Annotated in this window: 19 protein-coding genes; 11 read left to right on the top strand and 8 right to left on the bottom strand. The window is 56.6% G+C overall.

What is annotated here, in order from left to right; genetic code table 11:
* Window positions 1–12: 12 nt before the first annotated feature.
* The 3 genes from A11S_RS11110 to A11S_RS11100 form a co-directional block, all read right to left on the bottom strand.
* A complete protein-coding gene (locus A11S_RS11110; protein ID WP_158497198.1) occupies window positions 13–3,744 on the bottom strand; it encodes a tail fiber domain-containing protein in 3,732 nt (1,243 codons plus the stop codon).
* A 462-nt stretch (window positions 3,745–4,206) separates the two neighbouring features.
* Window positions 4,207–5,646 (bottom strand): pyruvate kinase, encoded by a 1,440-nt coding sequence (pyk, locus tag A11S_RS11105; protein ID WP_015468605.1) that lies wholly within the window; start codon window positions 5,644–5,646, stop codon window positions 4,207–4,209.
* Window positions 5,647–5,727: 81 nt separating this feature from the next.
* Window positions 5,728–6,288: an AAA family ATPase gene (locus A11S_RS11100; RefSeq protein ID WP_015468604.1), complete on the bottom strand. Its 561-nt coding sequence runs from the start codon at window positions 6,286–6,288 to the stop codon at window positions 5,728–5,730.
* A gap of 630 nt (window positions 6,289–6,918) precedes the next feature.
* Between A11S_RS11100 and A11S_RS11095 the strand changes: the two genes are divergently transcribed.
* From A11S_RS11095 to A11S_RS11080, 4 genes are all read left to right on the top strand, one after another.
* Entirely contained in the window at window positions 6,919–8,751 is a 1,833-nt protein-coding gene (locus A11S_RS11095; RefSeq protein ID WP_015468603.1) for a ribonucleoside-diphosphate reductase subunit alpha, read from the top strand.
* A gap of 159 nt (window positions 8,752–8,910) precedes the next feature.
* Entirely contained in the window at window positions 8,911–9,645 is a 735-nt protein-coding gene (locus A11S_RS11090) for a hypothetical protein (RefSeq protein WP_015468602.1), read from the top strand.
* A 49-nt stretch (window positions 9,646–9,694) separates the two neighbouring features.
* A complete protein-coding gene (locus tag A11S_RS11085) occupies window positions 9,695–10,129 on the top strand; it encodes a hypothetical protein (RefSeq protein ID WP_015468601.1) in 435 nt (144 codons plus the stop codon).
* Between the two features lie 16 nt (window positions 10,130–10,145).
* Entirely contained in the window at window positions 10,146–10,622 is a 477-nt protein-coding gene (locus tag A11S_RS11080; RefSeq protein ID WP_015468600.1) for a hypothetical protein, read from the top strand.
* 99 nt (window positions 10,623–10,721) lie between these two features.
* On the opposite strand, the gene A11S_RS11075 is transcribed toward A11S_RS11080, so the two are convergent.
* A complete protein-coding gene (locus A11S_RS11075; RefSeq protein WP_015468599.1) occupies window positions 10,722–11,699 on the bottom strand; it encodes a transglutaminase-like cysteine peptidase in 978 nt (325 codons plus the stop codon).
* Between the two features lie 176 nt (window positions 11,700–11,875).
* Here A11S_RS11075 and rfaE1 point away from each other — a divergent pair, with 176 nt between their 5' ends.
* The 3 genes from rfaE1 (at window position 11,876) to A11S_RS11060 (ending at window position 14,921) form a co-directional block, all read left to right on the top strand.
* Window positions 11,876–13,336 carry a D-glycero-beta-D-manno-heptose-7-phosphate kinase gene (gene rfaE1, locus A11S_RS11070; RefSeq protein WP_015468597.1) on the top strand — a complete coding sequence of 487 codons (1,461 nt, stop codon included), beginning with the start codon at window positions 11,876–11,878 and terminating at the stop codon, window positions 13,334–13,336.
* A gap of 129 nt (window positions 13,337–13,465) precedes the next feature.
* Window positions 13,466–14,128, top strand: a complete 663-nt coding sequence (locus A11S_RS11065; RefSeq protein WP_015468596.1) for a hypothetical protein — start codon at window positions 13,466–13,468, stop codon at window positions 14,126–14,128.
* 16 nt (window positions 14,129–14,144) lie between these two features.
* On the top strand, window positions 14,145–14,921 hold the full coding sequence (locus A11S_RS11060) for a hypothetical protein (protein WP_015468595.1): 777 nt from the start codon (window positions 14,145–14,147) through the stop codon (window positions 14,919–14,921).
* Between the two features lie 4 nt (window positions 14,922–14,925).
* On the opposite strand, the gene A11S_RS11055 is transcribed toward A11S_RS11060, so the two are convergent.
* From A11S_RS11055 to A11S_RS11045, 3 genes are read right to left on the bottom strand one after another with little or no spacing between them, the layout of a single operon-like run.
* The gene (locus A11S_RS11055) at window positions 14,926–15,603 is read right to left on the bottom strand and encodes a hypothetical protein (RefSeq protein WP_015468594.1); all 678 of its coding nucleotides are present in this window, start codon (window positions 15,601–15,603) and stop codon (window positions 14,926–14,928) included.
* Window positions 15,604–15,606: 3 nt separating this feature from the next.
* The gene (locus tag A11S_RS11050; RefSeq protein ID WP_015468593.1) at window positions 15,607–16,440 is read right to left on the bottom strand and encodes an SDR family oxidoreductase; all 834 of its coding nucleotides are present in this window, start codon (window positions 16,438–16,440) and stop codon (window positions 15,607–15,609) included.
* 16 nt (window positions 16,441–16,456) lie between these two features.
* Window positions 16,457–17,908, bottom strand: coding sequence for a D-alanyl-D-alanine carboxypeptidase family protein (locus tag A11S_RS11045; RefSeq protein WP_235067776.1), 1,452 nt, complete (start codon window positions 17,906–17,908; stop codon window positions 16,457–16,459).
* 358 nt (window positions 17,909–18,266) lie between these two features.
* Here A11S_RS11045 and A11S_RS11035 point away from each other — a divergent pair, with 358 nt between their 5' ends.
* The 4 genes from A11S_RS11035 to A11S_RS11020 all read left to right on the top strand — a co-directional run bounded on the left by A11S_RS11035 (window position 18,267) and on the right by A11S_RS11020 (window position 24,576).
* A complete protein-coding gene (locus tag A11S_RS11035) occupies window positions 18,267–18,782 on the top strand; it encodes a phasin family protein (protein WP_015468591.1) in 516 nt (171 codons plus the stop codon).
* 421 nt (window positions 18,783–19,203) lie between these two features.
* Window positions 19,204–19,554, top strand: a complete 351-nt coding sequence (gene clpS / locus A11S_RS11920; RefSeq protein ID WP_235068384.1) for an ATP-dependent Clp protease adapter ClpS — start codon at window positions 19,204–19,206, stop codon at window positions 19,552–19,554.
* Window positions 19,555–19,710: 156 nt separating this feature from the next.
* Window positions 19,711–22,008 (top strand): ATP-dependent Clp protease ATP-binding subunit ClpA, encoded by a 2,298-nt coding sequence (clpA, locus tag A11S_RS11025; RefSeq protein ID WP_015468589.1) that lies wholly within the window; start codon window positions 19,711–19,713, stop codon window positions 22,006–22,008.
* Window positions 22,009–22,212: 204 nt separating this feature from the next.
* Window positions 22,213–24,576, top strand: coding sequence for an AAA family ATPase (locus A11S_RS11020; protein WP_015468588.1), 2,364 nt, complete (start codon window positions 22,213–22,215; stop codon window positions 24,574–24,576).
* A 56-nt stretch (window positions 24,577–24,632) separates the two neighbouring features.
* Here A11S_RS11020 and A11S_RS11015 read toward each other — a convergent pair whose 3' ends face one another.
* Window positions 24,633–25,367 (bottom strand): hypothetical protein, encoded by a 735-nt coding sequence (locus A11S_RS11015; protein WP_015468587.1) that lies wholly within the window; start codon window positions 25,365–25,367, stop codon window positions 24,633–24,635.
* Window positions 25,368–25,410 lie beyond the last annotated feature (43 nt).

The following is a 25,410-nucleotide window of genomic DNA, read 5'->3' as shown; positions in this document are numbered from 1 at the left end:
AGAAAAATTTTTCTACTCTGCTTTTTCTAATTCTTTTGTTGCGGATTTCAGGGCTTCAATTTCGTTTTTCAGGGTTTCGATTTCTTTCTGCTGTTCCTTGATCGCTTCGACCAGCGGCGCGATCAGGCCGGTGTAATTCATCGACAATGTGCCATCCGCATCATCTGCCTGATGCACCAGATCGGGATAGATTTTTTGGACATCCTGTGCCGAAAAACCATACTCAATATCATGGGTATTACTGTCTTTCATGGTGAAGGATATGCCCTGAAGCTGGGTGATTTTTTCCAGTGCAGAGTCGAGCGGCTTCACATTGTCCTTCAGGCGAATGTCCGACATATCCCGTAGAACGCCGGTATACTCAATATCGCCAGCCGCATGCAGGGCCACGCCCGTAGATGTATTGGTGAAATACCCACCATATCCGGCGGCGCTGGCGGCCGTACCATAAACGCCATAGGTGGTTCCACTGTTGCCCATGGCGTTGCCGTAAACGCCTGTTCCCGTGGTGCTGGTTGCTTGGCCCAGCATGCCGATGCCGTTAATGCCTGTGCTCAGGCCATAAACGCCCCGGCTGCCTGTGGCGGCCGTGTTTGTAGCCTCGCCAAAGACACCAGCCCCTGATCCAAAAGTTGCTCCATACATGGCGTAACTGCTGCCTGAGCTGTTGTTGACCATTGCTCTGATCCCGTGTCCGCTGCTGCTGTTACCGTTGCCTTCTACATAAAGGGCGGGGCCCGTAGCACTGGTTCCGGACGATATTACAGAGAGAATTCTTCCCGATGTGACAGAAGACGATGAAAGAGCCAGTCCGGTGCCTGTTGTCAAACTGTTCCATTGCCAGGCCTGGGCGTAAGCGGCGTTATTGATCGTGTTGGCCGCCGTGGCCGCGGTCAGGCCGGACAGGGATCCACCGCCGCCTAATGCGCTCCAGCTTCCAGCCGTGGCGCAGGCCTCAAATGTGTCGGATGCGGCGATGTAGCGGATCGATCCTTCGCGGCTCGCGTCGCACGCTTCGCCGCCACTGCCGATTTTCAATGTACCGTCGATTTCCAGCTCTGTGTCTGCGACAAGATTGGTGGCGGGAATGGTTGAATCAATCACCATTTTACCGCCCAGCAAGCTCATCTGGTTGGCGGTGGCAAGATTCACTGCATTTTGGTTGCCCATGAAAATGCCGAGCGATTGATCGCCCGTAACCATGGGGTAAGTGCCTGGACTATTGGCAGATGTGATCAGGCCAATGGCCATGCTCGCTTCGCCGACTGTATCATTTGCGCTGCCAAGGGTGGGGTCTCCGGAATCAAACTGCCCATCCCCGGCGATCACATAGTGACCAAGAGCGATGGAATGCGATCCTGTGGCGACTGATTCCATACCCAGAGCGGCGGTCCCAACCCCTGCTGCGATGTTGCTCCCACCAATAGCGGCAGCGGCGTATCCGGATGCGACGCTGGCATCCCCTACGGCGAACGCATAGTTTTCTCCTGCATGTGTGCTGTTGCCCATTGCAATGCTACCGGCACCCATGGCGTGGACAAAGCTTCCAAGGGCGACACTCCCGTCTCCCTCGGCAGAAGACGTATCACCATAAGCAAGGCTCAAAGTACCCAGTGCGGATGCACCCCCACCTAAGGCGATACTGCCCCATCCGCTTGCCGTTGCTCCTTCGCCAAAGGCGAAGCTGTAATTTCCAATATTGCCGTTATCCCACTCTGTACCGTAGGCTGTGCCAATGCGTAGAGCCATGGTTTGTGTGTCCAGGAACATGCGTGTTCCGGCACCGCTTGCGGGAACGCTGGCGGTGCCCGTTTGTGTTCCGGTTAGCAGAATATCCCCGTCCGTCATAAATTTGAACGTGCTCGATGCTCCGAATGCGCCACCAGAATTAAACTGTATCTCCCGGTCTGCCCCTGCTGCAGATCCGCCGCCTCCGCCTGCGCACGCGGCCCATGCGCCACCAGAATTTTTACATTCGATGGTTCCGGCATTGTCGCGAATCCCGTAACCGGTACTGCCACGTGTTGCGCCCCAATTGAGGTACATGTTGGCGGCCAGGCCAATATCGTCTTCGGAGTAAACACCCCACCCGCCGCTGGCGTTCGTGTTGGCGAAATATCCACCATATCCAGCGGAGCTGGCGCTCGCGCCGTAAATACCGCGATTTGCACCAGACGTTCCCCAGGCGGCACCGTAAACACCGGTTCCCGCGCCAGAACTTGCCGTGGCCTGTCCAAGAACACCTGCAGTGCCGCTGCTTGTGCTGGAACTTGCGCCCCAGACCCCATAAGTTGCACCGCTTGAGGCATAAGCGCTGCCATAAACCCCAACACCGCTGGAACTGCCGTTTGTAAAATATCCGGCGTAGGTACCTCCACTGGTTCCTGTCGCTCTACCTTGGATGGCCGCAGCATTGGCTGTGGTGCTGTTTATTGTGCTCAAGAATGCATTACCGGACATGGCGGTATTTGATGCCGTGATCGACAGAACATTACCAGTGGTCACAGATGTTGAACTCAGGGCTAGGCCACTGCCCGTCGTGACTGTGTTCCATTGCCAGTTCTGGGTGAAGTTGGCGTTGTTGATTGTATTGGTTGCCGTCGCCGCGGTCAGGCTGGACAACGATCCGCCACCGCCCATCGCGCTCCAGCTTCCAGCCGTGGCGCAGACTTGGAATGTGTCGGATGCGGCGAGGTATTGGATCGATCCCTCACGATTGGCATCGCACGCTTCGCCGCCACTGCCAATTTTTAATGTGCCATCAATTTCCAGTTCCGTATCCGCGACCAGATTGGTGGCGGGAATGGTGGAATCAATCACCATTTTACCGCCGAACAGACCCATGGTGTTGGGTGTTGATAAATTGACGTTGCTCTGCGCGCCCATGAAAATGCCGAAGGAGCTGTCGCCGGTTGTGCGCGGCCATGCGTTTTGCGTGTTGACGAAGCCCAAGCCAAATGACACGGCATTTTCACCGGTGCCGGGGTTTGTGGCGCTGTACAGCGGGGCGCCGCTGTCCGCGCCGTCACCCGCCATGGTGGTGCGGCCAAAGGCCATGCTGTAATCCCCGGTGGCCAAAGTTTGCTCACCGACAGAGAAGCTGGCATATCCGGCCGCTCTGGTGTATCCGCCCATGGCTGTTGCACCATCACCCCCAGCGAAGGTGTAAATGCCTGTTGCCAGCGCGTTGTCGCCGCTGGCGATGACGCCTTCGCCCAGGCCGATACTGCCCCAAGCTGTTGCGGTGGGGTCCGCCCCCAGGGCGATGGTGCCGTTGGCCAGATCGATTTCGTTTGGCCCAACGACCAGAACGTCGCCGGCTGTGAAGGTAAAATCGGGGTCTGTGGCGAAACTGCCACCGGAATTAAACTGAATCTCCCGGTTCGCCCCCGCGGCGGATGCGCTGCCGCCGCCCAGTGCGGCCCACGTTGATCCGTTGCAATATTCCCATGTCGATGTGCCGTCATACCGCATCCGGCCCAGCTTGGCCGTGGTGCAGGATCCGGCGTCGTTGCCGATTTGCAGGAGGGACGCACCGGCGGTGCTTTGTTCCAATGCGCTTTGCCATGTGGTGCCGTTACAGATCAGCATGCGGCGGGGCATTTGTTCCGGGCCGCCGGTGGATCGCACGGCGCCGTTGGTGGTGCAGGCATCACCCGGCTGGGCTTCTTGCGCGTATGCGGATTGCGGCAGAATGAAAAGCGCGGCACTGGCCAGAGCAAGCAGCACGAAACGACGTTGCATCAATAAAATCCCCCCGGAATGATGCGTCATGGCGAAAAGCCATCACGTATGCGGGGGCACCGAAGTCGTGTTTGATGATCCGTTTGAAATCAGACTTAAATGGGCCGTGAAAGACAACAACAGAAAAAGCGGCCAGCCTTTTAAAAAATACGCGCGAACACTCCCGAAAAAAGAGAGGGCATCTCTGGCGTGCGTTCCTCACGAAACGGGACCAGTTACGACCGATGCCAGCCGCTGATTCAAACGGGGATTTTCGTGCCCCCCGGATCGCATGATTCTCATCATGCAAACCATATACTATGGTACGGGTCTGCCCGGTTCTTGTCAAAATTTACAGGGATTTCTGCGCTTTTTTTGTGTGGTGCGCAAAACGGCGCACATCAAACTTTGGAAAAAGTCGTCTTATTCTGCGGATTTTTCGGGTTTGGTTAATGGGCTGTTAACGCCCTCATTCAGTCCCCCTCATTCAATCCACGCCACGCGCAGCGCGTTGGTGGATCCCGGCGTGCCAAACGGCACTCCGGCGGTCAAGACCAGGCGCTGGCCTTTTTTCGCCAGCCCTTGAATCGTGGCCTGTTCCGTCGCGATCTTGACCGCGTCGGCGAATGATGTGATGTCCGGCGTGTAAACGGCATGCACGCCATAAGACAGCATCAAGCGGCGTGTGGTCTGTGCGGAATGCGACAGGCACAAAATCGGCATGGCCGGGCGCTGGCGCGCGGTGCGCAATGTGGTCGATCCGGATGATGTGTAATTGGTGATGCAGGCGGCGTTGATCGTCTGCGCCACCTGACATGCGGCAATGGTGATGGCGTCGGATGCATCGGTGTCGGCATCCGGATGATCGGCATCCATGATGCGGCGATACAGATCGTCGGCTTCGACGTGCTGGCAAATGCGGTCCATGATGGATACGGATTCAATCGGGTATTTCCCGGCGGCGGTTTCGGCGGACAACATCACGGCGTCGGTGCCGTCATACACGGCGGTGGCGACGTCGGATGCCTCGGCGCGGGTCGGGGCCGGGCTTTCAATCATGGATTCCAGCATCTGGGTTGCGACAATGATCGGCTTGCCGGACTGGCGCACCTGCCGCACGATTTTTTTCTGCAGGGCGGGGACTTCCTCCGGCGGAATTTCAACGCCCAGATCGCCGCGCGCCAACATGATACCATCGACCAGATCGAGGATACCGGCGAACAATTCAATGGCGGATGGCTTTTCAATTTTGGCCATCAACGCGGCGCGCCCGCCGATCAGTTTCTTGGCCTCGGCCACATCTTCCGGGCGCTGCACGAAACTTTGCGCGACCCAGTCCACACCCATGTCGAGGGCGGCGACCAGATCCTTGCGGTCTTTTTCCGTCAAGGCCGGAATCGGCAGGATCACGCCCGGCACGTTCACGCCCTTGTTGTTGGACAATTTCGTGCCTGCGACCACTTCCGCGATCAGGAAATCCGCACCCTTCTCAACAATCTTCATCCGCACCTTGCCGTCATCACACAGGATGAAGGCGCCGGGGCTCAGCGTGTTGATGATTTCCGGGTGCGGCAAATTGACGCGGGTGTCATTGCCCTCGGTCTTATCCAGATCGAGGCGCAGTCTTTGCCCGGCGGTCAGGGTGATGGACCCGTCCTTGAACCGGCCCACGCGCAATTTTGGCCCCTGCAAATCGGCGATGATGGCAATCGGGCGGGCCAGTTTGGTTTCCAGCCCGCGAATAATTTTCACGCGCGCGGCATGGTCGGCATGTTCGCCGTGGCTGAAATTCAACCGCACCACATCGACCCCGGCCAGAACCAGTTTCTCCAGCATCTCAATCGTGGCCGACGCGGGCCCCAATGTGGCGACGATCTTGGTCTGGCGTTTGCGGATCAGGGGGCAGATTTCAGCGCTGGTCATAATGGCGGCCTTACGGGGTTCGTGAGGGAATGGGATCACGCCCGCTTTATACCAAGTTTTGACCGAATTGGCTGAAAAATCTTACGGTTTGGGCTGGGGCGCGCGGAGGGGGCCCTGTACACCCAGCAAGGCGCAGGCCAGACGGTAAACGCTGTCGGCCGGTCGGTCGGTGTTGATCCGGCTCCACTCAATGTCGCCCAGATCAAAGCCCAGTTGCATGGTCACGATTTTGGAATCGGCATCCGATACATCGCCCACGCGGGCATCGACGCGGGTTTTCAGGGTGTCCGAGGCGGCATCCAGCCAGATGCCATGGAATCCCGCGCCACAGGCGGCCGCCCGGTCGGCGAAGCTGGCGCGCTCAACGGGTTTGGCAAAGCTCATATCGACAATCACGACCCGCCCGGCGCGCAAGGCGTCCTCCATCCGGCTGGCCAGCGTGTCGTAGGTCTTGGTGCTGAAATCCCGGCTATAGGCTTCGGGCGGCAATTTGGTCAGCGGGTCCACGCCCCACAATTCCTTGCGAATGGAATCGGACCGCAGCCAGACCGCGCCGGTGTCCGCCGCCAAACGTCCGGCCAGTGTCGATTTTCCCGATCCGGACAATCCGCCAATGGCGATCATGAATCCGTGCTGTGTCATGGGTGCGCGCTCCTCATCCATATCTATTCTATGGGTGTCGGCACCATACGCTTGTGGGGACGGGGTGGGCAAGAAATACGAATCGCCGCTTCTCTATCCCATTGAAAACATTTGTATTTTTACATGCGAATCGGGGGCGAATCAGGGGTGGATAGAGAGGGGTTCCGGCCCTATATCAATCATGGTTTCCTTGTGATGGATCAGGGACTTAATGGATTGTTCCCGGTGTCCTCGGGCCTGCGTCATCGCGGGCGGCGTCTTTTTCCGGAAGGTGGCCGGAGGGTCCGGTGGACACAAGATATGGTGTCGATATGGAATGCAGCCTTGCGATATTCGTGAAAGATGATTTCGTTTTTGGGGATAAAAAAACTCTGCATAAGACTCATTTTAGGGCTTGAACTCACACGGCCACGGGCGTTTTTAGCGTGTGTTTGCAGGGGGTCGTCCGGGGGACTAGGAATTTTGTCATCTTGGTGGCAACCACGACATGTAGTAGGCTGTATTTGTGATGACCGCAATGGATAGTGGTTTTATCCACACTATCCACAAGCCCCGACAGCCCGCCCCGCCGTGTCCACCCCCGCAGGTGGCCGAGGGAGAGTTTTTGAAATTTTACAGGAGTAGCATGCCATGTTTGACGTCGCCCAAGTGCCCCAAGGCAACCGTATCCAGATTGACCGTTCCCGGGACGCCAACCTGACCGATTTCGGCAAGGCCACGCTGGTAGACCGCTACCTCCTGCCCGAAGAATCCTTCCAGGACCTGTTTGCCCGCGTCGCCATGTATTACGGCGATGATTCCGCCCATGCCCAGCGGATTTATGATTATATTTCAAAGCTGTGGTTTATGCCGGCGACGCCGATCCTGTCCAATGGCGGGACCAGCCGCGGCCTGCCGATCTCCTGCTTCCTCAACGAATCCGGCGACAGCCTGGAAGACATTGTGGCGCTGTGGAACGAAAACGTCTGGCTGGCGGCCCGTGGTGGCGGCATTGGCTCGTACTGGGGCAACGTGCGTTCAATCGGTGAAAAGGTTGGCCGCAATGGCAAAACGTCCGGGATTGTGCCGTTCATTAAGGTGCAGGATTCTCTGACCCAGGCCATTTCCCAGGGCTCCTTGCGTCGTGGCTCCGCCGCGATCTATCTGCCCGTCTGGCACCCGGAAATCGAAGAATTCATTGAAATCCGCCGCCCGACCGGGGGTGACCCGAACCGCAAGGCGTTGAACATGCACAACGCCGTCGTCATCCCGAACAGCTTCATGCACGCGGTGGAGAAGGACGAGGAATGGGCCCTGAAATCCCCGAAAGATGGCCACGTTGTTGGCCGGGTGAAGGCGCGCGATCTGTGGATCCGTATCCTGACCGCCCGGATTGAAACGGGTGAACCCTATATCCTGTTTATCGACCATGTGAATGACCGCATCCCGGCACACCATAAAATGGCGGGCCTGAATGTGAAGATGTCGAACCTGTGTTCGGAAATCACGTTGCCGACGGGTAAAGATCCGCTGGGCAATGAACGCTCGGCCGTGTGCTGCCTGTCGTCGCTGAACCTGGAACTGTTCGAACAGTGGCAGGATCACCCGACCTTTATCGAAGACGTCATGCGTTTCCTCGACAACGTTCTGACCGACTTCATCAACAAGGCCCCGGATTCGATGAAGCGGGCGAAATATTCCGCCATGCGCGAACGCTCGGTTGGTCTGGGTGTGATGGGCTATCACTCCTTCCTGCAATCGAAAATGATCCCGATGGAATCGGTGATGGCCAAGGTCTGGAACCGTCGCATGTTCCAACACATTAAACGCCAAGCCGATGACGCGTCGGTGAAGCTGGCCCACGAACGTGGTGCATGTCCGGATGCCGCCGATTACGGCATTATGGAGCGTTTCTCGAACAAGATGGCGATTGCGCCGACGGCGTCCATTTCCATCATCACCGGCGGTGCATCCCCGGGGATCGAACCGAACGCGGCCAATGCGTACAACCACAAAACATTGTCCGGATCATTCGCGGTGAAAAACCCGTATCTGGAAAAATTGCTGGAAGAAAAAGGCCTGAATAACGACGATATCTGGTCGTCCATCTTCACCAACGAAGGATCGGTCCAGCATCTGGACTTCCTGAGCCAGGATGAAAAAGACGTGTTCAAAACCGCCTTCGAAATCGACCAGCGCTGGTTGATCGAACATGCGGCGGACCGCACGCCGTTTATCTGCCAGGCGCAATCCTTGAACGTCTTCCTGCCGGGCAACGTGCACAAGCGCGACCTGCACCGCATTCACTGGGAAGCATGGGCAAAGGGCGTGAAGTCGCTGTATTACTGCCGTTCCAAATCGATCCAGCGCGCCGAATCCGCCGCCAGCTGGGCCCGCAGCAAAGAAGGCCAAAAGCCCGAAGGCAACCGCGAACCGGAACTGGGCGAAGACAAGAAATACGACGAATGTCTCGCCTGCCAGTAAGCTGGACGCGGAATGAAATAAAAGGGCCCCAAATCGGGGCCCTTTGTTTTTGCCTATCCGTTTGAAAATGAAACAGAAAAGACATTTATTGACATAAAAAACGGCTTTCGATAAAGATAGCCTTCCCCCAGATCAGACAAACCCAAGGAGCCGGGTGCCATGATGGATGCAATCCTTCCGCAGGATACGACGGAATTGCTACAGGATGCCCTGACGCAAAATATCGTCAATCTTGCGCGCGGCGATGCGGCGCTGGAACAAAAAATGCGCGAAGCGATCTGGTCCCATGGCTTGAATGTTGCGGTTGGCCGGGATGAATTGATGGCCCGCGCACAGAAAATGTTCGTGCCGGGTGGCGTGCTGGAACATTATCGTGGCTTTTCGAATGATGTGTATCAGGTGATCCAGACGACTGTGATGGCGATGAATGCATATGACGACGGCATGAACCGTTTCGCCAATCCCGGTCCGTTTACTGTGCGCAATCTGGTGGTGGCTTTTAATCGCTATGCGACCAGCCATGTGGCCGCCAGCGGCGAATATGCCATGCGTCAGGATTTTGAAGGCACGGTTTTTTATCTGCCCCCGGGCGTGGGTGATAATGACAAGGTGCGCGACCGGATGAAAGAAGGCCGTTCCGTCCACGTGTCGACGTTTGTCCTGCCAAAGACGATTGACCAATCCATCCATGCGAACGTGGCCATGGTGTTTGAATCTCTGCAACTGACCTTTGATTCCGTTGGTCGCCCGCTGGCGCAGGATTTGCGCCCGGCTTGCGCGATTGAAGGGACGAAAGAAACGACGTTGCGCCTCGATCATGTTTCGTTCGGTGGCAAAGTAAACCCGTGCGATTCCTGTTCATGTGAAATGAAAAAGGGCCCGTGGCCGCGGTGATCCGTTGTAATAAAGAAGACGACAAAAAACTGAAAAAAGAAGGTGTGTTATGAAACTGCAAAATATCTTTAAAAAAGCCGCGCGTTTGTTTGGAGCGGGTCCTCAATTTTATTGTTATGTCGATGGGTTCGATACGGCGATCAAGCGGATGGACAACAACACATTCGAATTGCGCATTCGTGCCAATGGCCAGAACCCGGATTATCCGGCGGCGGATCAGGACACAATCCTGCGGGTCGACCATGACACGGAATGCCGCCGTGGTTTCGTTGATGGTCGTTTGTTCGTGGAAAAAAATACGAAATACAAGGCGTTTGAACTGGTCGAGGCGTTTGATTCCGCGCGTGCCTATCACGGTGTTGTTTTGCGGGCAAAAATCACGACTTTCGGTGGGTACAGAACCGAAGAAAATGTCCGCCTGATCCCGCGTCAATCCACGATCACGCTGGCGCAAAAGCAAAACCATCCGGATGCAACAATCTAAACCAGGGAATGCGACCATGACTCTGAAAAAACTGTTTCGTGCGGCTGTGGCGCATCTGTTTGGCGGCCCTGTCGTGCGGCAGAAAATCGAAGGGTTTGATGTGTCGTTGGACCGACAGGATAACGGATGCTTTGTTTTCCGTGTCCGTGCCAATGGCCAGAACCCTGAATATCCGGCGCAGGATAATCCTGTGCTGATGACCTTTCGCCGCAAAGAAAACCCCGGTTCTGGGTCCACGAAGGACATGAAGGGGCCAGAAGTGGTCATCCACGATTCGGCCCGTTATGTCGGGTTTGAACTGGTCGAAGTGTTTAATGATGGCAAGTGTTTCATTGGTCGTTATACGCCAAGATATCATAGTGTTATCTTGCGTGCCGATATTGTCTATGCGGATGGACAAACGGGGGATGCGGCCATGGGGGCGTGGATCCGTCAATCCGATCGGAATAAGCCGGACTGGAAAAATTTGGGGCGCGGTCCCCTGATGGTGTAATCAGAAAAAGCCCCTGATGGTGTCATCAGAAAAAGAAAGAAGCCCGGATTTTTGGTCCGGGCTTTTTTAGTTGAACAGGGAACTTAAAACTTCAAAATCCTACTGGGCTGATGCCAGAACCGTGCCTTGCGGTTTGTTGTGCAACCACCATGCATCGCGGTTGATCGAAAAGATCGGGCGATAGCGGCTGGTCAGCGAATTCGCGGTGCGCACGCTCTTGTTCTGGTTGTCCAGGATCAATGCGCCGTCATCCGTATACACAACCAAAACGGCGTGCGGAATATTTTTTTGCAGATCATGCACAATGGCGATGCGCAGGCGGCTTTCCGGCACGCCCAACGCGCGCAGCATGGTGTATTTGGCAATCGCGTAATCTTCGCAATCACCGCCGCGGGCGAAAAATTCAACCGGGGTGGCCCAGTAATCGCTGTTGCCGTAATTATCCTTGTCTTCGATATAGCGAACAGCGTTTGCAATGCTATTCACGCGCGCGGCCATGGCGTCCAGCGGCAAACCCTGCAACGGCTCAATCTCGGCCTTGATGGTCTTGATGCTGGCCTTGGCCGATGCGCCGTTCATGGCGGTTTCGAATCGCACGAACATGTCCGTCCACTTGGTGAATGGTTTCAAATTCGTGGATTGTTTTTCATCCGCACCGAGCAGGTTCGGATAATAATTCACCGGTGTGAAGGCATTGTTGGCAACACTGGCCAATGTGACCTGTGCCGGCAGATCGCGCACGGATGCCGCGTTGGCCCGTTTGATGCCGAACATGGTGAAGCCCAGAGCAATGGCGAGAGACGCGGCCATCAGGCGCAGCGTCATTTGCTGGGCCAAAGCGCGGTATAAATCCTGACGGCGGATCATGCGTTCGCGGAGCAGAACGCGGCCCAGCGGTTCGGACGAACCAGAGGTCTTCTGCCGGGCCAGCGCGTAGCGCAGTTCCTGCGGCGTTAAGGCCCCGGTATAAACCAGCACTTCGCCCAGACGGTTGCGGTCGACGGATGCTTTGATCCGGTTCAGCACGCCGCCCTGGCTGTGTGATTTTAATGATGATCCGCCCGATTCAAAACCCACTCAAAAACCCCGAAAATTCCCCGAAAATTAATCCCAAACCCGTCTTTTGTTCCTACCATTAAAGCGGAGAAACGTTGACGAAACCTAAACAAACAGGCAAAAAGACAAGGACAGGCGCGAGCCGCCCATAAAATGCTGAAAAAACAGGGGCTTGCCCCATAGATCCTTTGGATATTATGACTCGCATTTCTTTGCAAAACGCAACTGTGGCCGTCATTGGCGATCTCATGCTCGACCGGTATGTCACCGGTGATGCGGCGCGTCTGTCGCCCGAGGCCCCGGTGCCGGTCTTGTCCAACACCACGACCCGGGCGGTTCTGGGCGGGGCGGGCAACGTGCTGGCCAATCTGCGTGGGCTGGGTGTGCGCGTGCATCTGGCTGGGGTTGTGGGTGACGACGCCGATGCGGCCGCGCTGCGCGCCATGATGGCCGATATCGGTGCCGATGATACTGGTTTGCTGGTGGCGACGGATCGTCCGACGATTGTGAAAACCCGGTTTATGGCGGGGAATCATCACCTGTTGCGGCTGGATGCCGAAGAAGCGCGGCCTGTGGGCGACGATGTCGCTGCGCGCCTGATTGCGCAGGTCGAGAAAGCGCTGAATGACGGCGCGCGCGCCCTGATCCTGTCTGACTATGGCAAGGGCACGCTGACGCCTGCGGTGATTGCGGGTGTCATTGACGCGGCCCAGGCCCGCAACGTTCCGGTTCTGGTCGACCCGAAAGGGCGGGATTATTCCATCTATCGCGGGGCCAGCATTGTGACGCCGAACCGCAAGGAACTGGCCGAAGCCACCAATAATTTGCCCAATGCCACCGATGGCGACATTGTCGTGGCTGCGCGGCATTTAATTCAAACCTCCGGCATTGATTGCGTCATCGCCACCCGGTCCCAGGACGGGATGAGCGTGGTGCGCGCCGATGGCACGCCGATGCATCTGCGGGCGCAGGCGCGCGCCGTGTTTGATGTGTCTGGTGCCGGCGACACGGTGATTGCCACCATCGCCGCCGGGCTGGCCGCGGGCCTGAATCTGGATGATGCCGCCCATCTGGCCAACCGGGCCGCGGGGATTGTCGTGGGGAAAGTGGGCACGGCCCCGATTTTGATCGAAGAGCTGGATGCCGATGACGCCATTGGCGACATGATCGCCCCGGTGTGTGATGATTGGGATGCCGCCGCAAACATCGTCGAAGGCTGGCGGGCGCAGGGTTTGAAAATCGGCTTCACCAACGGTGCTTTTGATATTCTGCACCCCGGTCATGTGACCTATCTGGCACAGGCGCGCTCGCGCTGTGACCGTCTGGTTGTGGCCCTGAACTGCGACGAATCCATCCGCCGGTATAAAAGCAAAGACCGCCCGATCAATGATGAACAATCCCGGGCGCAGGTTCTGGCGGCGCTGGGCGCGGTCGATCTGGTCGTCATCTTTGGCCGCACAGCCGAAGAGGATGACAAGGCCGAGCTGATTATCCGCCGCATCAATCCGGATGTGTTGGTCAAGGGTGCGGATTACGAAGGCAAGCATGTCGATGGTGCGGATTATGTTCAATCCCGCGGCGGCGTGGTCTGGCTGGCTCCAGTGGTCGCGGGCAAAAGCACGACCGCCATTGTGAAGAAATTGCAGGGGCAGGGCTAAGCAATTTCCCGCCCGCACAGGCTATATTTTCCCGGCAATCCCTGATAGCATGAACCGGTCTGGCGTTCTGCCATGCCGCCTTTCTTGATTCTCTCGCGGCCATCCACTTGTCTTGATAGGAATTTGACCATGCCTGCTTTGTCCCGTCTGGTGCGTGTTTTCACATTGGCTTCTGCTGTTGTTTTTGCGGGCGGGCTTGCGGCTTGCGCGGATACAACCATGCCAACGGGCTACACCTACCATAACGAAGTGTACAAGGCCCCGCCGGGCAAGGAAGCGTCCAAACCCGCACATGTGGTTGGTCAGGGCACGGCCCCGGCTGTTGTTGTGGACCAGGCTCCGGTGCAACAAACCGAAAGTCTGCCACCCGGCTTTACCAATGCGGATATTGATTCCCTGACCATCGTTGCCGAAGATTTGCTGACCAAACTGGTGCGTAATTTCGGCCGCCCGATGGAGCCGACGATGGTGATTACGAATCCGGCCCACACCAACCGTGATGCGGCCATGGAAATGGCGCTGCGCCGCGCGATGCAGAATCAGGGCATTCCGGTATCAAACTCTGTGGGCGAGGGGCCGTTCTCTCTGGGCTATGCCATTGCCGATCGCGCCCAGAATGGCGCTGGTTCCTATACGCTGGACGCGGAAATTTTCCTGATCGTCCAGGGACAGGAAATCACCCGTCAACATGGGTCGGTTGATGTATCCGCCGCCCCTGTTTACATGAACAATCCTCCGGTGCCGGTCGCGGACGTATCCAGCGATCCGGTTGTTGTTGATAGCGGTTTCTAAAACGCGGGAGCATGCGATGATGTCTGTTCGATTGCCATCGCTGGTTCTTGGGGCCTGTGCCTTGCTGGGCGTTGGCGGTGTGCTCAGTGCATGTGCCGTTGCGCTGGCGGTACAGGATGAATTGTTTGATACATCAAAAATCAATCTGACGGATTCGTCGTATGCGGCGGCGGATATGCTGGCGCAACAATCGCGCGCGCATGTGAATGCGGCCACACCGGTCCAGATTTTCCCGCTTTATGATGTTGCCGTTCCCGGCGAACTGACCCCCTTCGGTCAAACCGTGTCCAGCCAGCTGGGCGCACGGTTTGTGCAGTTGGGCTATAACGTTTACACGGGCGGTTTGCCGCCGGACAGCGTGCCGTCCACCATCATGGCCCCGCAAGTGGGCGTTGGTGCACCGAAACCGGTGATGAAGGGTGTGACCCCGTCAACGTCCAGCGGTATGGGCAAGCCGGGACTGGTGCAAATGTACGGGTCCTATGCCCGTGGCAAAGATTATTTGATGGTGTCCCTGCAGATGATCCAGGCGGAAACGGGCCGTGTGCTCTCAGCCTATGATTACACGCTGCCCGCCACACGCCAACTGCGTGAAATGAGCATGACCAAAGCGGAGCGCGATCAACTGGCGACCGGTATGGCCTATAGCGCCACCACGCCGCCGCCGGAAACAGCGTCCGGGAACCAGCCCGCGCATCAGGCCAAACCCATTTATCCTTCGGCCGCGACCACGCCGCCTTATGCGCCGCCCGCCCCTGTGACAGCGTCACAACCCACGCCGCTGGTGAAGTAATTTTCTACCGCGCCAGAATAACTTTGTAGAAATGTTGCGTATTCCCCGCCCCGGTGCAGGTCACACAGGCCTGGGGTGCCGGGGTGAAGGTGAAGCTGGACCCATCCATTGTGTTCGGCGCAACGGCAAAGACGCCGCTAAAGCGGACGCCCGATGAATCATAAACACAGGTGCCTGTGTCATTGGTCGCGGCCAACTGGCCCAGCGATTTATTCATCGCTGTGCAAAATTCCGGCGTGACGTTGGGTAAAACTGCGATCAAATCGGCGGCATCTGTGCCCATATCCGGGGCGGCGGTCGTGCCGTAAAACTGCCACGCGGTGCCGTCATTGATGCCGGCGGGCGGGTCCAGATAATCCGCGCCGCCCCCCTGCACGTGAAAGACTTCGGCGGATGGGGTGGTGCCGTATGTGCCGTAATCGCTGTGGGCGTCGGGGTGGGCGAAGCTGATGGCGGATTCTTCGCGGACATTCTGGTATGCGACTTCCGTGGCGCGGGCCAGCGCGCTGGCATTTTGCTGCACCTGGGACACTTTGATGACCATTTGTTCGGCGTCGATATTCGCGCTTTCCGATCCGCCCGACCGCAATGCGGCCGTGACCAGCCCGATCAGTGCAATGCCCAGCAGGATAAAGAAAATAACATTGCCGGATTCCGGCGAAGCGTTGCGTTTTTGCTGCATATCCTAATCCAGGAAAATATCATCCACCGGGTCCAGCCCAGGGGTCGTATTATATTTTTCAAAATCGGTTATCCCGACCAGGCGCAGGGCGCTTTCATCGGTGTAATGCTGGCCGGTTTCAAATCGGCCATTGCACCCCGTTAAAATAGCGTAGGCCGCCTCGGCGACAATCTCGGGCGTGCGCGACGCGGTGTAGGCATCGGCGAAAAACACGCGCACTGCATCGGTGGCGATCAATGTCTGGGGCCACAGCGTGTTGGCGTTGATATGCCAGTCTTTAAATTCCGCCGCAAACCCCATGGTCAACAGGCTCATCCCATATTTCGACAGGCTGTAGGCCGGGCAGCGCCCAATCCACTGGCTGCCCAGATTGAGCGGCGGGGACAGGGTCAAAATCTGCGCCGGGGATTGGGCTGTGCCGGATTTTTGCAGATAGGGCAGGGCCGCCTGCACCACGGCGAATGTGCCACGCGCGTTCACATCCATCATTAAATCGTATTTGCTCATCGGCGTGTTGGGCGTGGGGGCGGCGTGGATGGCACTGGCGTTATTCACCACCATGTCGATCCGGCCGAATGTGGCGGCGACCGTTTGGATGGCACCCGCCACCGCGTTTTCATCCCGAATATCCACGGCCAACGGCAAAGCTTGACCCCCGGCCTTTTCCACGGCCTCGGCTGTGGAATGGATGGTGCCCTTTAATGTCGGGTGGGGCGTGTCGGATTTGGCCAGAATGGCGATGTTGGCCCCGTCGCGCGCGGCGCGTTCGGCTATGGCGGCGCCAATGCCGCGGCTGGCCCCGGTGATGACGATCGTTTTATCTTTCAGCGACGTCATCGGCAGGATCCTTTACTCAGAATGCGCGGGGTGAAATGGTCATGCAATCGGTGAAATAGCGGCAGGCTTCGATGGCCTGATTGCGGGAAAAGCCCTTGATCCGGGCGCGGAAGACCGTGCTGCTGCCTGCGCTTAAGGGAACGATCACCGGCTGGGCCACTTGGGCCAGTTGTGGGGGCAACTTGCCCTGTGAATTGCTCAGAAGCTGGTCGGTTTTCATGCGGTTGGTGAACGCGCCGATCTGCACCGACCATGTTTGCTCGGCACCCGATGTGACAATCGGTGCGGTGGTGGTCATGGGTTGCGGTTGCAGGGCGGCCTGGGCCGCCGGGGTGCGAATGACCTGGGGCTGTACTGGTTGTTGTGTCGGTTGTTGTCCTGATGCGTGCGGCTCTGCGCGCGATACCGCGCCGGCATTGCGCAACGCATTGACGGCGACCATGCCGCTTTCAATCCGGGTGGATGCGGTGGGGTCGGAATCGCCCGCGCCCATCATTTCTTCAAAATGGGTTGCGGCCACGACGGTGGTGCCCGTGTCCGAGCCCGGCTTGCGGTTGGGAACCGGGGCCGGGGTGGTGGCGCGAACGTTGGTTTGGGCCATCATCACCTGACCCGATCCAATTTGTTTAAATCCGCGGTCCAGCAAATCGGCAACGTGGGCGTTGCGGCTGGCCGTGGTGCGGCCGCCAAAGACAACGGCGATCAGGCGGCGGTCATTGCGCACGGCCGTGGCGGCCAGATTGAAACCGGCCGGAACGGTGTAACCGGTTTTCATGCCGTCCATACCGGCATAGGTGCTCATCAACCGGTTATGGTTGTGATAATTCACGCCGTTATAACGGAAGTTCTTGGTGCTGAAGAACCGGAAATTCCGCGGCTGGTTATAGATGATATGGCGGGACAAAAAAATCGCCATATCCCGCACGGTCGATACCTGCGCCGGGTGGTGCAGGCCAGAGGCGTTGCGGAATGTTGTGTTGCGCATACCGATTTCGCGGGCCCGCCGCGTCATCATGCTGGCGAAATTGGATTCCGTTCCGCCCACGGCCTCGCCCAATGCGGCGGCCATGTCGTTGGCGGATTTGGTCACCAGCGCCAGAATGGCGTCTTCCACGCGGATGGTCGATCCGGCTTTCAAACCGATTTTGCTGGGCTGCATGCTGGCGGCGTGTTTGGAAATGCGGATGCGGGTGTTCAAATTCATTTCACCGCGGTCCATCGCCTCAAACACCATCAGCAGGGTCATCATTTTGACCAGTGACGCGGGGTACAGGCTTTTGTCGGCATAGCGTTCATGCAAAATCGCGCCCGTGTCGGCATCCATGACGATCGAGGCATAACGCGGGTTGTCTTGTGATTTCTTCTTGGCGGCGTGGGCCGGGGTCGCGCCCATCATCAGCCCGGCCATCAGGCCCAGCCCGAGGGCGGCGGAGAAAAATGTGCGAGCGTGCTGACGGAGAGTGGCCACGTCGTATCCCATTGTGGAAGAGATCCTGTATGCTTTTCGTTTCTTGTACGCGCCATGGTCCGGTGGTCTGGCCCCATGGCAGAGCCGGATCGCAACCACGGCGGGTCCGACTCATACCACCATGATAGGCGGGCAGACCCTTAAAGTCTATGAATCCGCACGAAAAAATGCATACAGCCTCAGGGATAGTCCGTCCGATGCAGGAGCGGTGAATCAGGGGTTCTTTTTTCATTTTGAGAAGCTTTGTGCAATGCACCATTTTTTCCCTTGACGACCCGGGGTGTGGGTGTTACCTTGGTATTGTGCAATGCATCATATTCTTTGATAAATTATAAGCAAAAGGATAGGGAGAGCCATCATGACCGCGAAAAAAGCAAAAGCACCCCAAAAAAAGGCCACCAAAGCCGCCACGGGTAACGTGCAGGCCCTGAAGGCCCCTGGTGAAACACAAGTTGAAACACAAGCGACTGAAGTTACGGAGAAAATCATGACAACGACCAAGGCCACCACAGCAAATTTTGAAAAACTGACCAAAGACGCCTCTGCGCTGGGTCAGGAACAGGTTGAAGCGTTGACCCAAGCCGGGTCCGTGTTCGCCAAAGGGTTTGAAGACATCCTGAAAACCTATGTGTCCATCTCTCAGGACGCGGCCGAGAAAAATGCCGCCGCGCTGAAAACCCTGATGGGCTGCAAAACGATCAACGATTTTTCTGCCGCGCAAACCAAACTGGCGCAGCAGCAATTCGAAGATTTCGTCGCCGCGTCGACCAAATTGTCCGAACTAGGCCTGAAGGTTACGACCGAAACGCTGGAACCGCTGAACGCGCAGGCCAGCAAGGCGATTAAAAAAGCTACGGACGCTCTGGCCGCGTAAATCCCGCGCCCCGTCCTGCCCGAGTCCCATTCCAAATGGTGACCTTCCCAACTGCTCGTTCCCTTGCGGGAACGAGCATTTTTATTTGAGGGGCATTTTTCTTTGCCACACGGTTGATCTTTCGGTGTTCGTGCGCAATTTTGTTTCAGGATGCGCGTCTGAAAAGGCGAAAAACAAACGGATTCGGGATTGTTTTGATGATTTTTAATTTTTCCTGATTCTGTTCATAATTCGTTATAATATTGGTGGCAGTTTCCGCGCCCCACAGAAAAAAGACTTTTGAGCGAGCGTGTGAGCAATGACCAGTTTTTGGATTGAAGACGATATGGATTTCTGGCTGATGGCCAATGATGATGCAAACGATCCCCGCCCCCATTTCGGGCCGCATTTTGATGCGTCTATTCAGGGGATTGGTCAGGGTATGGGCGATGATGGCGATGATCATGGCGACCATCATGATGGCGAGGGCGAAGAGCGCCGCCAAGCCGGCCTGTTGCTGAAACCCCGGCCCAAGACGAAAAAGCCGTCAATGTACAAGGTCTTGTTGTTGAACGACGATTACACGCCGATGGAATTTGTCGTCCATGTTCTGGAACGGTTTTTTGCCAAGAATCGTCAGGAAGCCACCGACATCATGTTGCACGTTCACCGCCGCGGCGTCGGCATCTGCGGCATCTTCACCTATGAAGTCGCCGAAACCAAAGTGGCCCAGGTGATGGATTTCGCCCGCGCCAGCGAACAACCCCTCCAATGTACGATGGAGAAGGAGTGAGGGCGAATATGAAAACGCCCTGATTTCATTCACCATTCTTCACCTTTTATCAATTCGAATCATTCCATACTCAAATGAACCTCCGGTCGTTAACTTTTGCCGGAAAATACTATATCAATACAGTGTCCAACCTTTTCCGCGTCCGGATGTCCTGCCATGCTTTCACGCAATCTTGAAAAAACGCTCCACCGCGCTCTGGCCCTGGCCAATGACCACGGCCATGAATATGCGACGCTGGAACATTTGCTGCTGGCCCTGACCGATGATCAGGACGCGATGGCGGTGCTGCGGTCCTGCGGCATTTCCCTGCCGGATCTGAAGGATCAACTGGCGCACTATCTGGACAATGAACTGACCTATCTGATCAACCGGAACGGCGAAGAATCCAAACCAACCACCGCGTTCCAGCGCGTGTTGCAGCGCGCGGCCATCCATGTGCAATCCTCGGGGCGCGAGGAAGTGACCGGGGCCAATGTTCTGGTCGCCATGTTCTCGGAACGTGAATCCAATGCGGTCCATTTCCTGCAGGAAATGGACATGACGCGCTTTGATGCGGTGAATTACATTTCCCACGGTATCGCCAAGGTGCCGGAGCAAAGCGAAATCCGCCCGCCCGAAGGCACCGAACCGGGTGAAGCCGGTGGCGAAGATAAAAATGCCAAACCGGGGCGCGATGCGCTGGAAACCTATTGCACCAATTTGAACAACAAGGCGCGGCGCGGCAAGATCGACCCGCTGATTGGCCGTCACGAGGAAGTGGACCGCACGGTGCAGATCCTGTGCCGTCGATCCAAAAACAACCCGCTTTATGTGGGTGATCCTGGTGTCGGCAAAACGGCCATTGCCGAAGGGCTGGCCAAACGCATCGTCGATGGCGAAGTGCCGGACGTTTTGAAAACCGCCGTGATCTATGCGCTGGATATGGGCGCGTTGCTGGCGGGCACGCGCTATCGCGGTGATTTTGAGGAGCGGTTAAAGGCCGTTCTGGGCGAAATTGAAAAGGTCGATAATGCCGTTCTGTTCATTGATGAAATCCACACCGTGATTGGCGCTGGGGCCACGTCGGGCGGGGCGATGGATGCGTCGAACCTGTTGAAACCGGCTTTGTCGAACGGGTCTTTGCGCTGCATCGGGTCCACGACATACAAGGAATACCGCAACCATTTTGAAAAGGACCGTGCGCTGGTCCGCCGGTTCCAGAAGATCGATGTGAAGGAACCAAGCATCGATGATGCGATTAAAATTCTCAAAGGGCTGAAACCCTATTACGAAGAACACCACAATGTGAAATACACCAACGACGCGATCAAGGCGGCGGTGGAACTCTCCGCTCGCTATATCGGCGACCGCAAATTGCCGGACAAGGCGATTGATATTATTGACGAAGTGGGTGCGGCCCAAATGCTGGTGCCGGCATCGAAACGCAAGAAAACCATCACCGTAAAGGATATCGAGGATGTAATCGCGGTCATCGCGCGCATCCCGGCCAAGGCGGTGAACAAGGATGATCGCACATTATTGAAGAACCTCGACCGCGATCTGAAAACCATGGTCTATGACCAGGATCAGGCGATTGCGGTGCTGTCCGATTCCATCAAAATGGCGCGCGCGGGTCTGCGCGATGCGGAAAAACCGATCGGGTCGTATTTGTTTAGCGGCCCCACCGGGGTTGGTAAAACCGAAGTGGCGCGGCAACTGGCGAAATCACTCGGCGTTGAATTAAAACGCTTCGACATGTCGGAATATATGGAGAAGCATTCGGTGTCCCGCCTGATCGGTACACCGCCCGGCTATGTCGGGTTTGAACAGGGCGGTTTGCTGACCGATGCGATTGACCAGCATCCGCATTGCGTCTTGTTGCTGGATGAAATCGAAAAGGCGCACCCGGATCTTTACAACATTTTGCTGCAGGTCATGGACTACGGCAAACTAACCGATAACAACGGTAAAACGGTCGATTTTCGCAATGTCATTTTGATCATGACGACCAATGCGGGCGCGGCCCAGATGGCGAAATCGCCCATCGGCTTTGGCCGCACGATGGAGGTAGATTCGGACAATGATGAAATCCGCCGCCTGTTCACGCCGGAATTTAGAAACCGTCTGGATGCCATCGTGCCGTTCCAGAATTTGAAACCGGAAACGGTTGCGCGCGTTGTCGATAAATTCGTCATTCAACTGGAAGCCCAATTGGCCGATCGCGATGTCACCATCGTGTTGTCGGACGAAGCCCGTGCCCATCTGGCCGAAATCGGCTATGACCCGGCCATGGGTGCGCGTCCGCTGGCCCGCGTCATTCAGGAAAAAATCAAACGCCCGCTGGCCGAAGAATTGCTGTTCGGCAAATTGACCAAGGGCGGCGTCGCCCATGTTGATTTCAAGGGCGGGGAGCTGGTCTTCGATTATGAAGAGGCCCGCAAATCCGGCGCCCGCGAAAAAATCGACCAGGATTAACCATTTGATGCCTTAAAACTGGAATGGCTTTAACCCCCGCCGGGCCCCCGGACGGGGGTTAAAAATGGCTGAAATCTGCCAGTGCAAGAAAAATTATTTCCATAAATCAAGAGAATCTTCTTGGCACCCCTATGTAAAATGTCTATAAATTTCAAACAGGTTTAAAAACAAGAAACTTCTTTTGAGTAGGGACAAGGGATCGCCATGGAACAATCTGAAAATCTGCGCCTTACCTTATTGCGCACCCAGGACATCGCCATCGCACGCGGCAATCAAATCATGATGCCGGAACATTTGCTGCTGGCGCTGCTGGACGATCCTGAATGCAAGGCGGTTTTCAGCGCGTTGAAAGTTGACGTCGCCAAGATCAAGGAAGAAGCCGAACATTTCATCATCGAACATTTCGATGTCAGCCCGCGCAATCTGCAGGATATCGACCTGGAGAAAAGCGGCGCGCTGGGTACGATTTTGAATCGCGTTTATTACGAAAGCACGACCAAAAGCCCGGGAACAATCGCCAACAGCAAATCGCTGTTGCTGGCCTTGATGCGCGAACGCGGTTCACATGCCGCCCATTTGCTGGAAAAACATGGTATTGGCAGCGCCGAAACGCTGGATAATTTCCTGACCCACGGAACGACGGTGAACCCGAAAGATGCCGCGGCCACGGATAATTATGGCCTGAGCAAGCGGCCTTCCGCTCAGCAAGGCGAGGGCGAAGAAGATGAACGCCCGCCGCTGGAACAATTTGCGGTCAACCTGAATACACTGGCGGCCTCGGGCAAGATTGACCCGGTTCTGGCGCGTCAGGCTGAAATCAACCAGACGATTGAGGTTCTGTCCCGTCGTAAGAAAAATAACCCCATTCTGGTGGGTGAGCCGGGCGTCGGCAAAACGGCTGTGGCCGAAGGGTTGGCGCTGGACATCGTCAATGGCAATGTGCCGGACAAATTGCTGGGCGCGACCGTGTTTTCGCTCGACCTGACGGCGCTGACGGCGGGATCGAAATATCGCGGTGATTTTGAAAAACGCCTGAAAGCCGTATTGACCCAGTTGGAAGTCACGCCGGGAGTGATCCTGTTCGTCGACGAAATCCACATGTTGATCGGTGCCGGCACCGGCAGCGACAGCCAGATGGACGCGGCCAATATCATGAAACCGTATCTGTCCAGCGGACGCGTGCGGTGCGTTGGTGCAACCACCTATTCCGAATACGCTAAATATTTCGAAAAAGACGCGGCGATGAGCCGTCGCTTCCAGAAAATTGACGTGGCCGAACCGACCCCGGCGCAGGCCATCGAAATTCTGAAAGGCCTGAAAAAACACTACGAAACCTTCCACGGTGTGACCTACACCGACGAAGCGATTGAAGCGGCTGTGAAATTGTCGGTGCGGTATATGGCCGACCGCCAATTGCCGGACAAGGCGATTGACCTTCTGGATGGTGCCGCGGCCCACCGCATTGTCGAACCGCGCGCAACAACCGTGATCGACAAGGACGAGATGGAAGACACCGTCGCCCGCATTAAACGCCTGCCGAAAAAGGAATTGTCGGGCGATGGGCTGGAAAAACTGCGCACGCTGGATTCCGATCTGCGTCAGGCCGTGTTCCAGCAGGATGCCGCGATTGATGCTCTGACCGATGCCGTATTGCTGGCCCAGGCCGGCCTGCGCGACCTCAACAAACCGAAGGGCAGTTATCTGTTCACCGGCCCGACGGGTGTGGGGAAAACCGAAATGGCGAAACAACTGGCGGCAACGCTGGGGACGCAACTGGTCCGTTTCGATATGTCCGAGTTTCAGGAAAAACATACTGTTGCACGTCTGGTCGGATCGCCTCCGGGCTATGTCGGCCATGATGAGGGCGGTGAGCTGACCAATGCCGTGACCAAGCACAATAATTGCGTGCTGTTGCTGGATGAAATTGAAAAAGCCCACCCGGACGTTCTGAAAGCCCTGTTGCAGGTGATGGATGATGGGCGTTTGACGGATTCCCACGGCAAAACCACGGATTTCCGCAACGTGATTTTGATCATGACCAGCAACTTGCGCGATGCTGAGGTTAAAAAAGTTGCGAGTATCGGTTTCCATACCGAATCCCGTGACGAGGTTACCCGCGAAGATGAAGTGGCAAAATTCCTGCCGCCGGAATTCCGCAACCGTATGGATGCGCAAATCCGCTTCGATTACCTGAAGCCGGAAACGATGGGTTCGATCGTTGATAAGTTCGTCAAAATTCTGGGCGGCCAACTGGCGGAACGGAATGTCAAAATCGACCTGAGCGCCGATGCCCGCGATTACCTGGCGACAAAGGGTTATGATCGCAACATGGGGGCCCGTCCGATGGGCCGTTTGATCCAGACCGAAATCAGCACGCCGTTGGCGCGTCAGGTTTTGTTCGGTGAACTGGCCAAGGGTGGTGCCGTTCTGGTCGACACGCAAGGCGAAGGGCAAGATAAGAAACTGCGCTTCCTGTTCAACGATGCGGCTGTGGCCAATGACAACAACCCGGGTGCGGCCAAACCGGAAAAGGCGCGTCGCCGCCATACGGCCCCTGTGCCGAAATAAACCCGTCGTCGCATGACAATAAAAAACCCCGCCGTTCGGTGGGGTTTTTTATAGGCTTATCGGGCGATTAAAACGCTGTAAAACACATAGGCGTCGTCGATCACACCGCCATTGCCCTTGAAACATCCGACACGTTTTCCGTCCAGCGTCGCGGTGTTGATGGATTCACCATCCGGATACGATCCTTTGAACGGAACGCTCAAATCAAATCCGGCGTCATCCTGTGGCGGTTCCGTTTTGTCATCGGTGATGCCCAGCTTGGCGTTCACCGCGATGCAGGCCTCGCGCCGCACAAAGGGCAGGACGGCCAGCAATTCATTGCATGGCCCCGTCGGGGAACAATCTGTACCAACACCGGCCACGCTGTTGGCCCCGGTAATGTGCCATTTCTTATAGGCCGGCTGGGCCGTGTAACTGGAATCGAGCAAATTGTAATTCGGGTTCTGGAATGTCGCGCCGCCGCCCAATTGGCTGAACACCAGATTGGCCGTGGGGCAGGCGGTTGAAAATTGATAACTGTTGTCACCCCATCCGGAATCATGGAAACACACATCGTTTTCCGTCAATCCGGTGATGGTCAATGTGGTGACCGCGCGGCGCAGCATGTTCGAATAATCGAACAATTCCGTGGCCCATAAATCGGCGCGTTCCTTGTTGATGGTCTGCGCGCTTTCGCGGCCCGACCGCGACACGGCAAAGCTCAGCGCGGCCAGAACGGCAATGGCGATAAAGATATAAATTAAAACACTGCCGCGCTCTGATTCGCGGCGGGGTGGGATAAACGGTTTCATAGGCATGATTCTACCAGCATCAAAAACACCATGTCCATGGCGT

It is taken from the genome of Micavibrio aeruginosavorus EPB, assembly GCF_000348745.1.
In the GTDB taxonomy this organism is placed as follows: Bacteria; Pseudomonadota; Alphaproteobacteria; order Micavibrionales; family Micavibrionaceae; genus Micavibrio; species Micavibrio aeruginosavorus_A.
This window is presented reverse-complemented; position numbering and strand designations above follow the sequence as displayed.

Coding starts and splice junctions, on each gene's coding strand:
- A11S_RS11035 (WP_015468591.1), top strand. CDS start 18,267: ATGACCGCGAAAAAAGCAAAAGCACCCCAAAAAAAGGCCACCAAAGCC.
- A11S_RS11080 (WP_015468600.1), top strand. CDS start 10,146: ATGACTCTGAAAAAACTGTTTCGTGCGGCTGTGGCGCATCTGTTTGGC.
- clpA (WP_015468589.1), top strand. CDS start 19,711: ATGCTTTCACGCAATCTTGAAAAAACGCTCCACCGCGCTCTGGCCCTG.
- A11S_RS11015 (WP_015468587.1), bottom strand. CDS start 25,367: ATGAAACCGTTTATCCCACCCCGCCGCGAATCAGAGCGCGGCAGTGTT.
- A11S_RS11050 (WP_015468593.1), bottom strand. CDS start 16,440: ATGACGTCGCTGAAAGATAAAACGATCGTCATCACCGGGGCCAGCCGC.
- clpS (WP_235068384.1), top strand. CDS start 19,204: ATGGGCGATGATGGCGATGATCATGGCGACCATCATGATGGCGAGGGC.
- pyk (WP_015468605.1), bottom strand. CDS start 5,646: ATGACCAGCGCTGAAATCTGCCCCCTGATCCGCAAACGCCAGACCAAG.
- A11S_RS11085 (WP_015468601.1), top strand. CDS start 9,695: ATGAAACTGCAAAATATCTTTAAAAAAGCCGCGCGTTTGTTTGGAGCG.
- A11S_RS11110 (WP_158497198.1), bottom strand. CDS start 3,744: ATGCAACGTCGTTTCGTGCTGCTTGCTCTGGCCAGTGCCGCGCTTTTC.
- A11S_RS11065 (WP_015468596.1), top strand. CDS start 13,466: ATGCCTGCTTTGTCCCGTCTGGTGCGTGTTTTCACATTGGCTTCTGCT.
- A11S_RS11055 (WP_015468594.1), bottom strand. CDS start 15,603: ATGCAGCAAAAACGCAACGCTTCGCCGGAATCCGGCAATGTTATTTTC.
- A11S_RS11100 (WP_015468604.1), bottom strand. CDS start 6,288: ATGACACAGCACGGATTCATGATCGCCATTGGCGGATTGTCCGGATCG.
- A11S_RS11095 (WP_015468603.1), top strand. CDS start 6,919: ATGTTTGACGTCGCCCAAGTGCCCCAAGGCAACCGTATCCAGATTGAC.
- A11S_RS11020 (WP_015468588.1), top strand. CDS start 22,213: ATGGAACAATCTGAAAATCTGCGCCTTACCTTATTGCGCACCCAGGAC.
- rfaE1 (WP_015468597.1), top strand. CDS start 11,876: ATGACTCGCATTTCTTTGCAAAACGCAACTGTGGCCGTCATTGGCGAT.
- A11S_RS11090 (WP_015468602.1), top strand. CDS start 8,911: ATGATGGATGCAATCCTTCCGCAGGATACGACGGAATTGCTACAGGAT.
- A11S_RS11060 (WP_015468595.1), top strand. CDS start 14,145: ATGATGTCTGTTCGATTGCCATCGCTGGTTCTTGGGGCCTGTGCCTTG.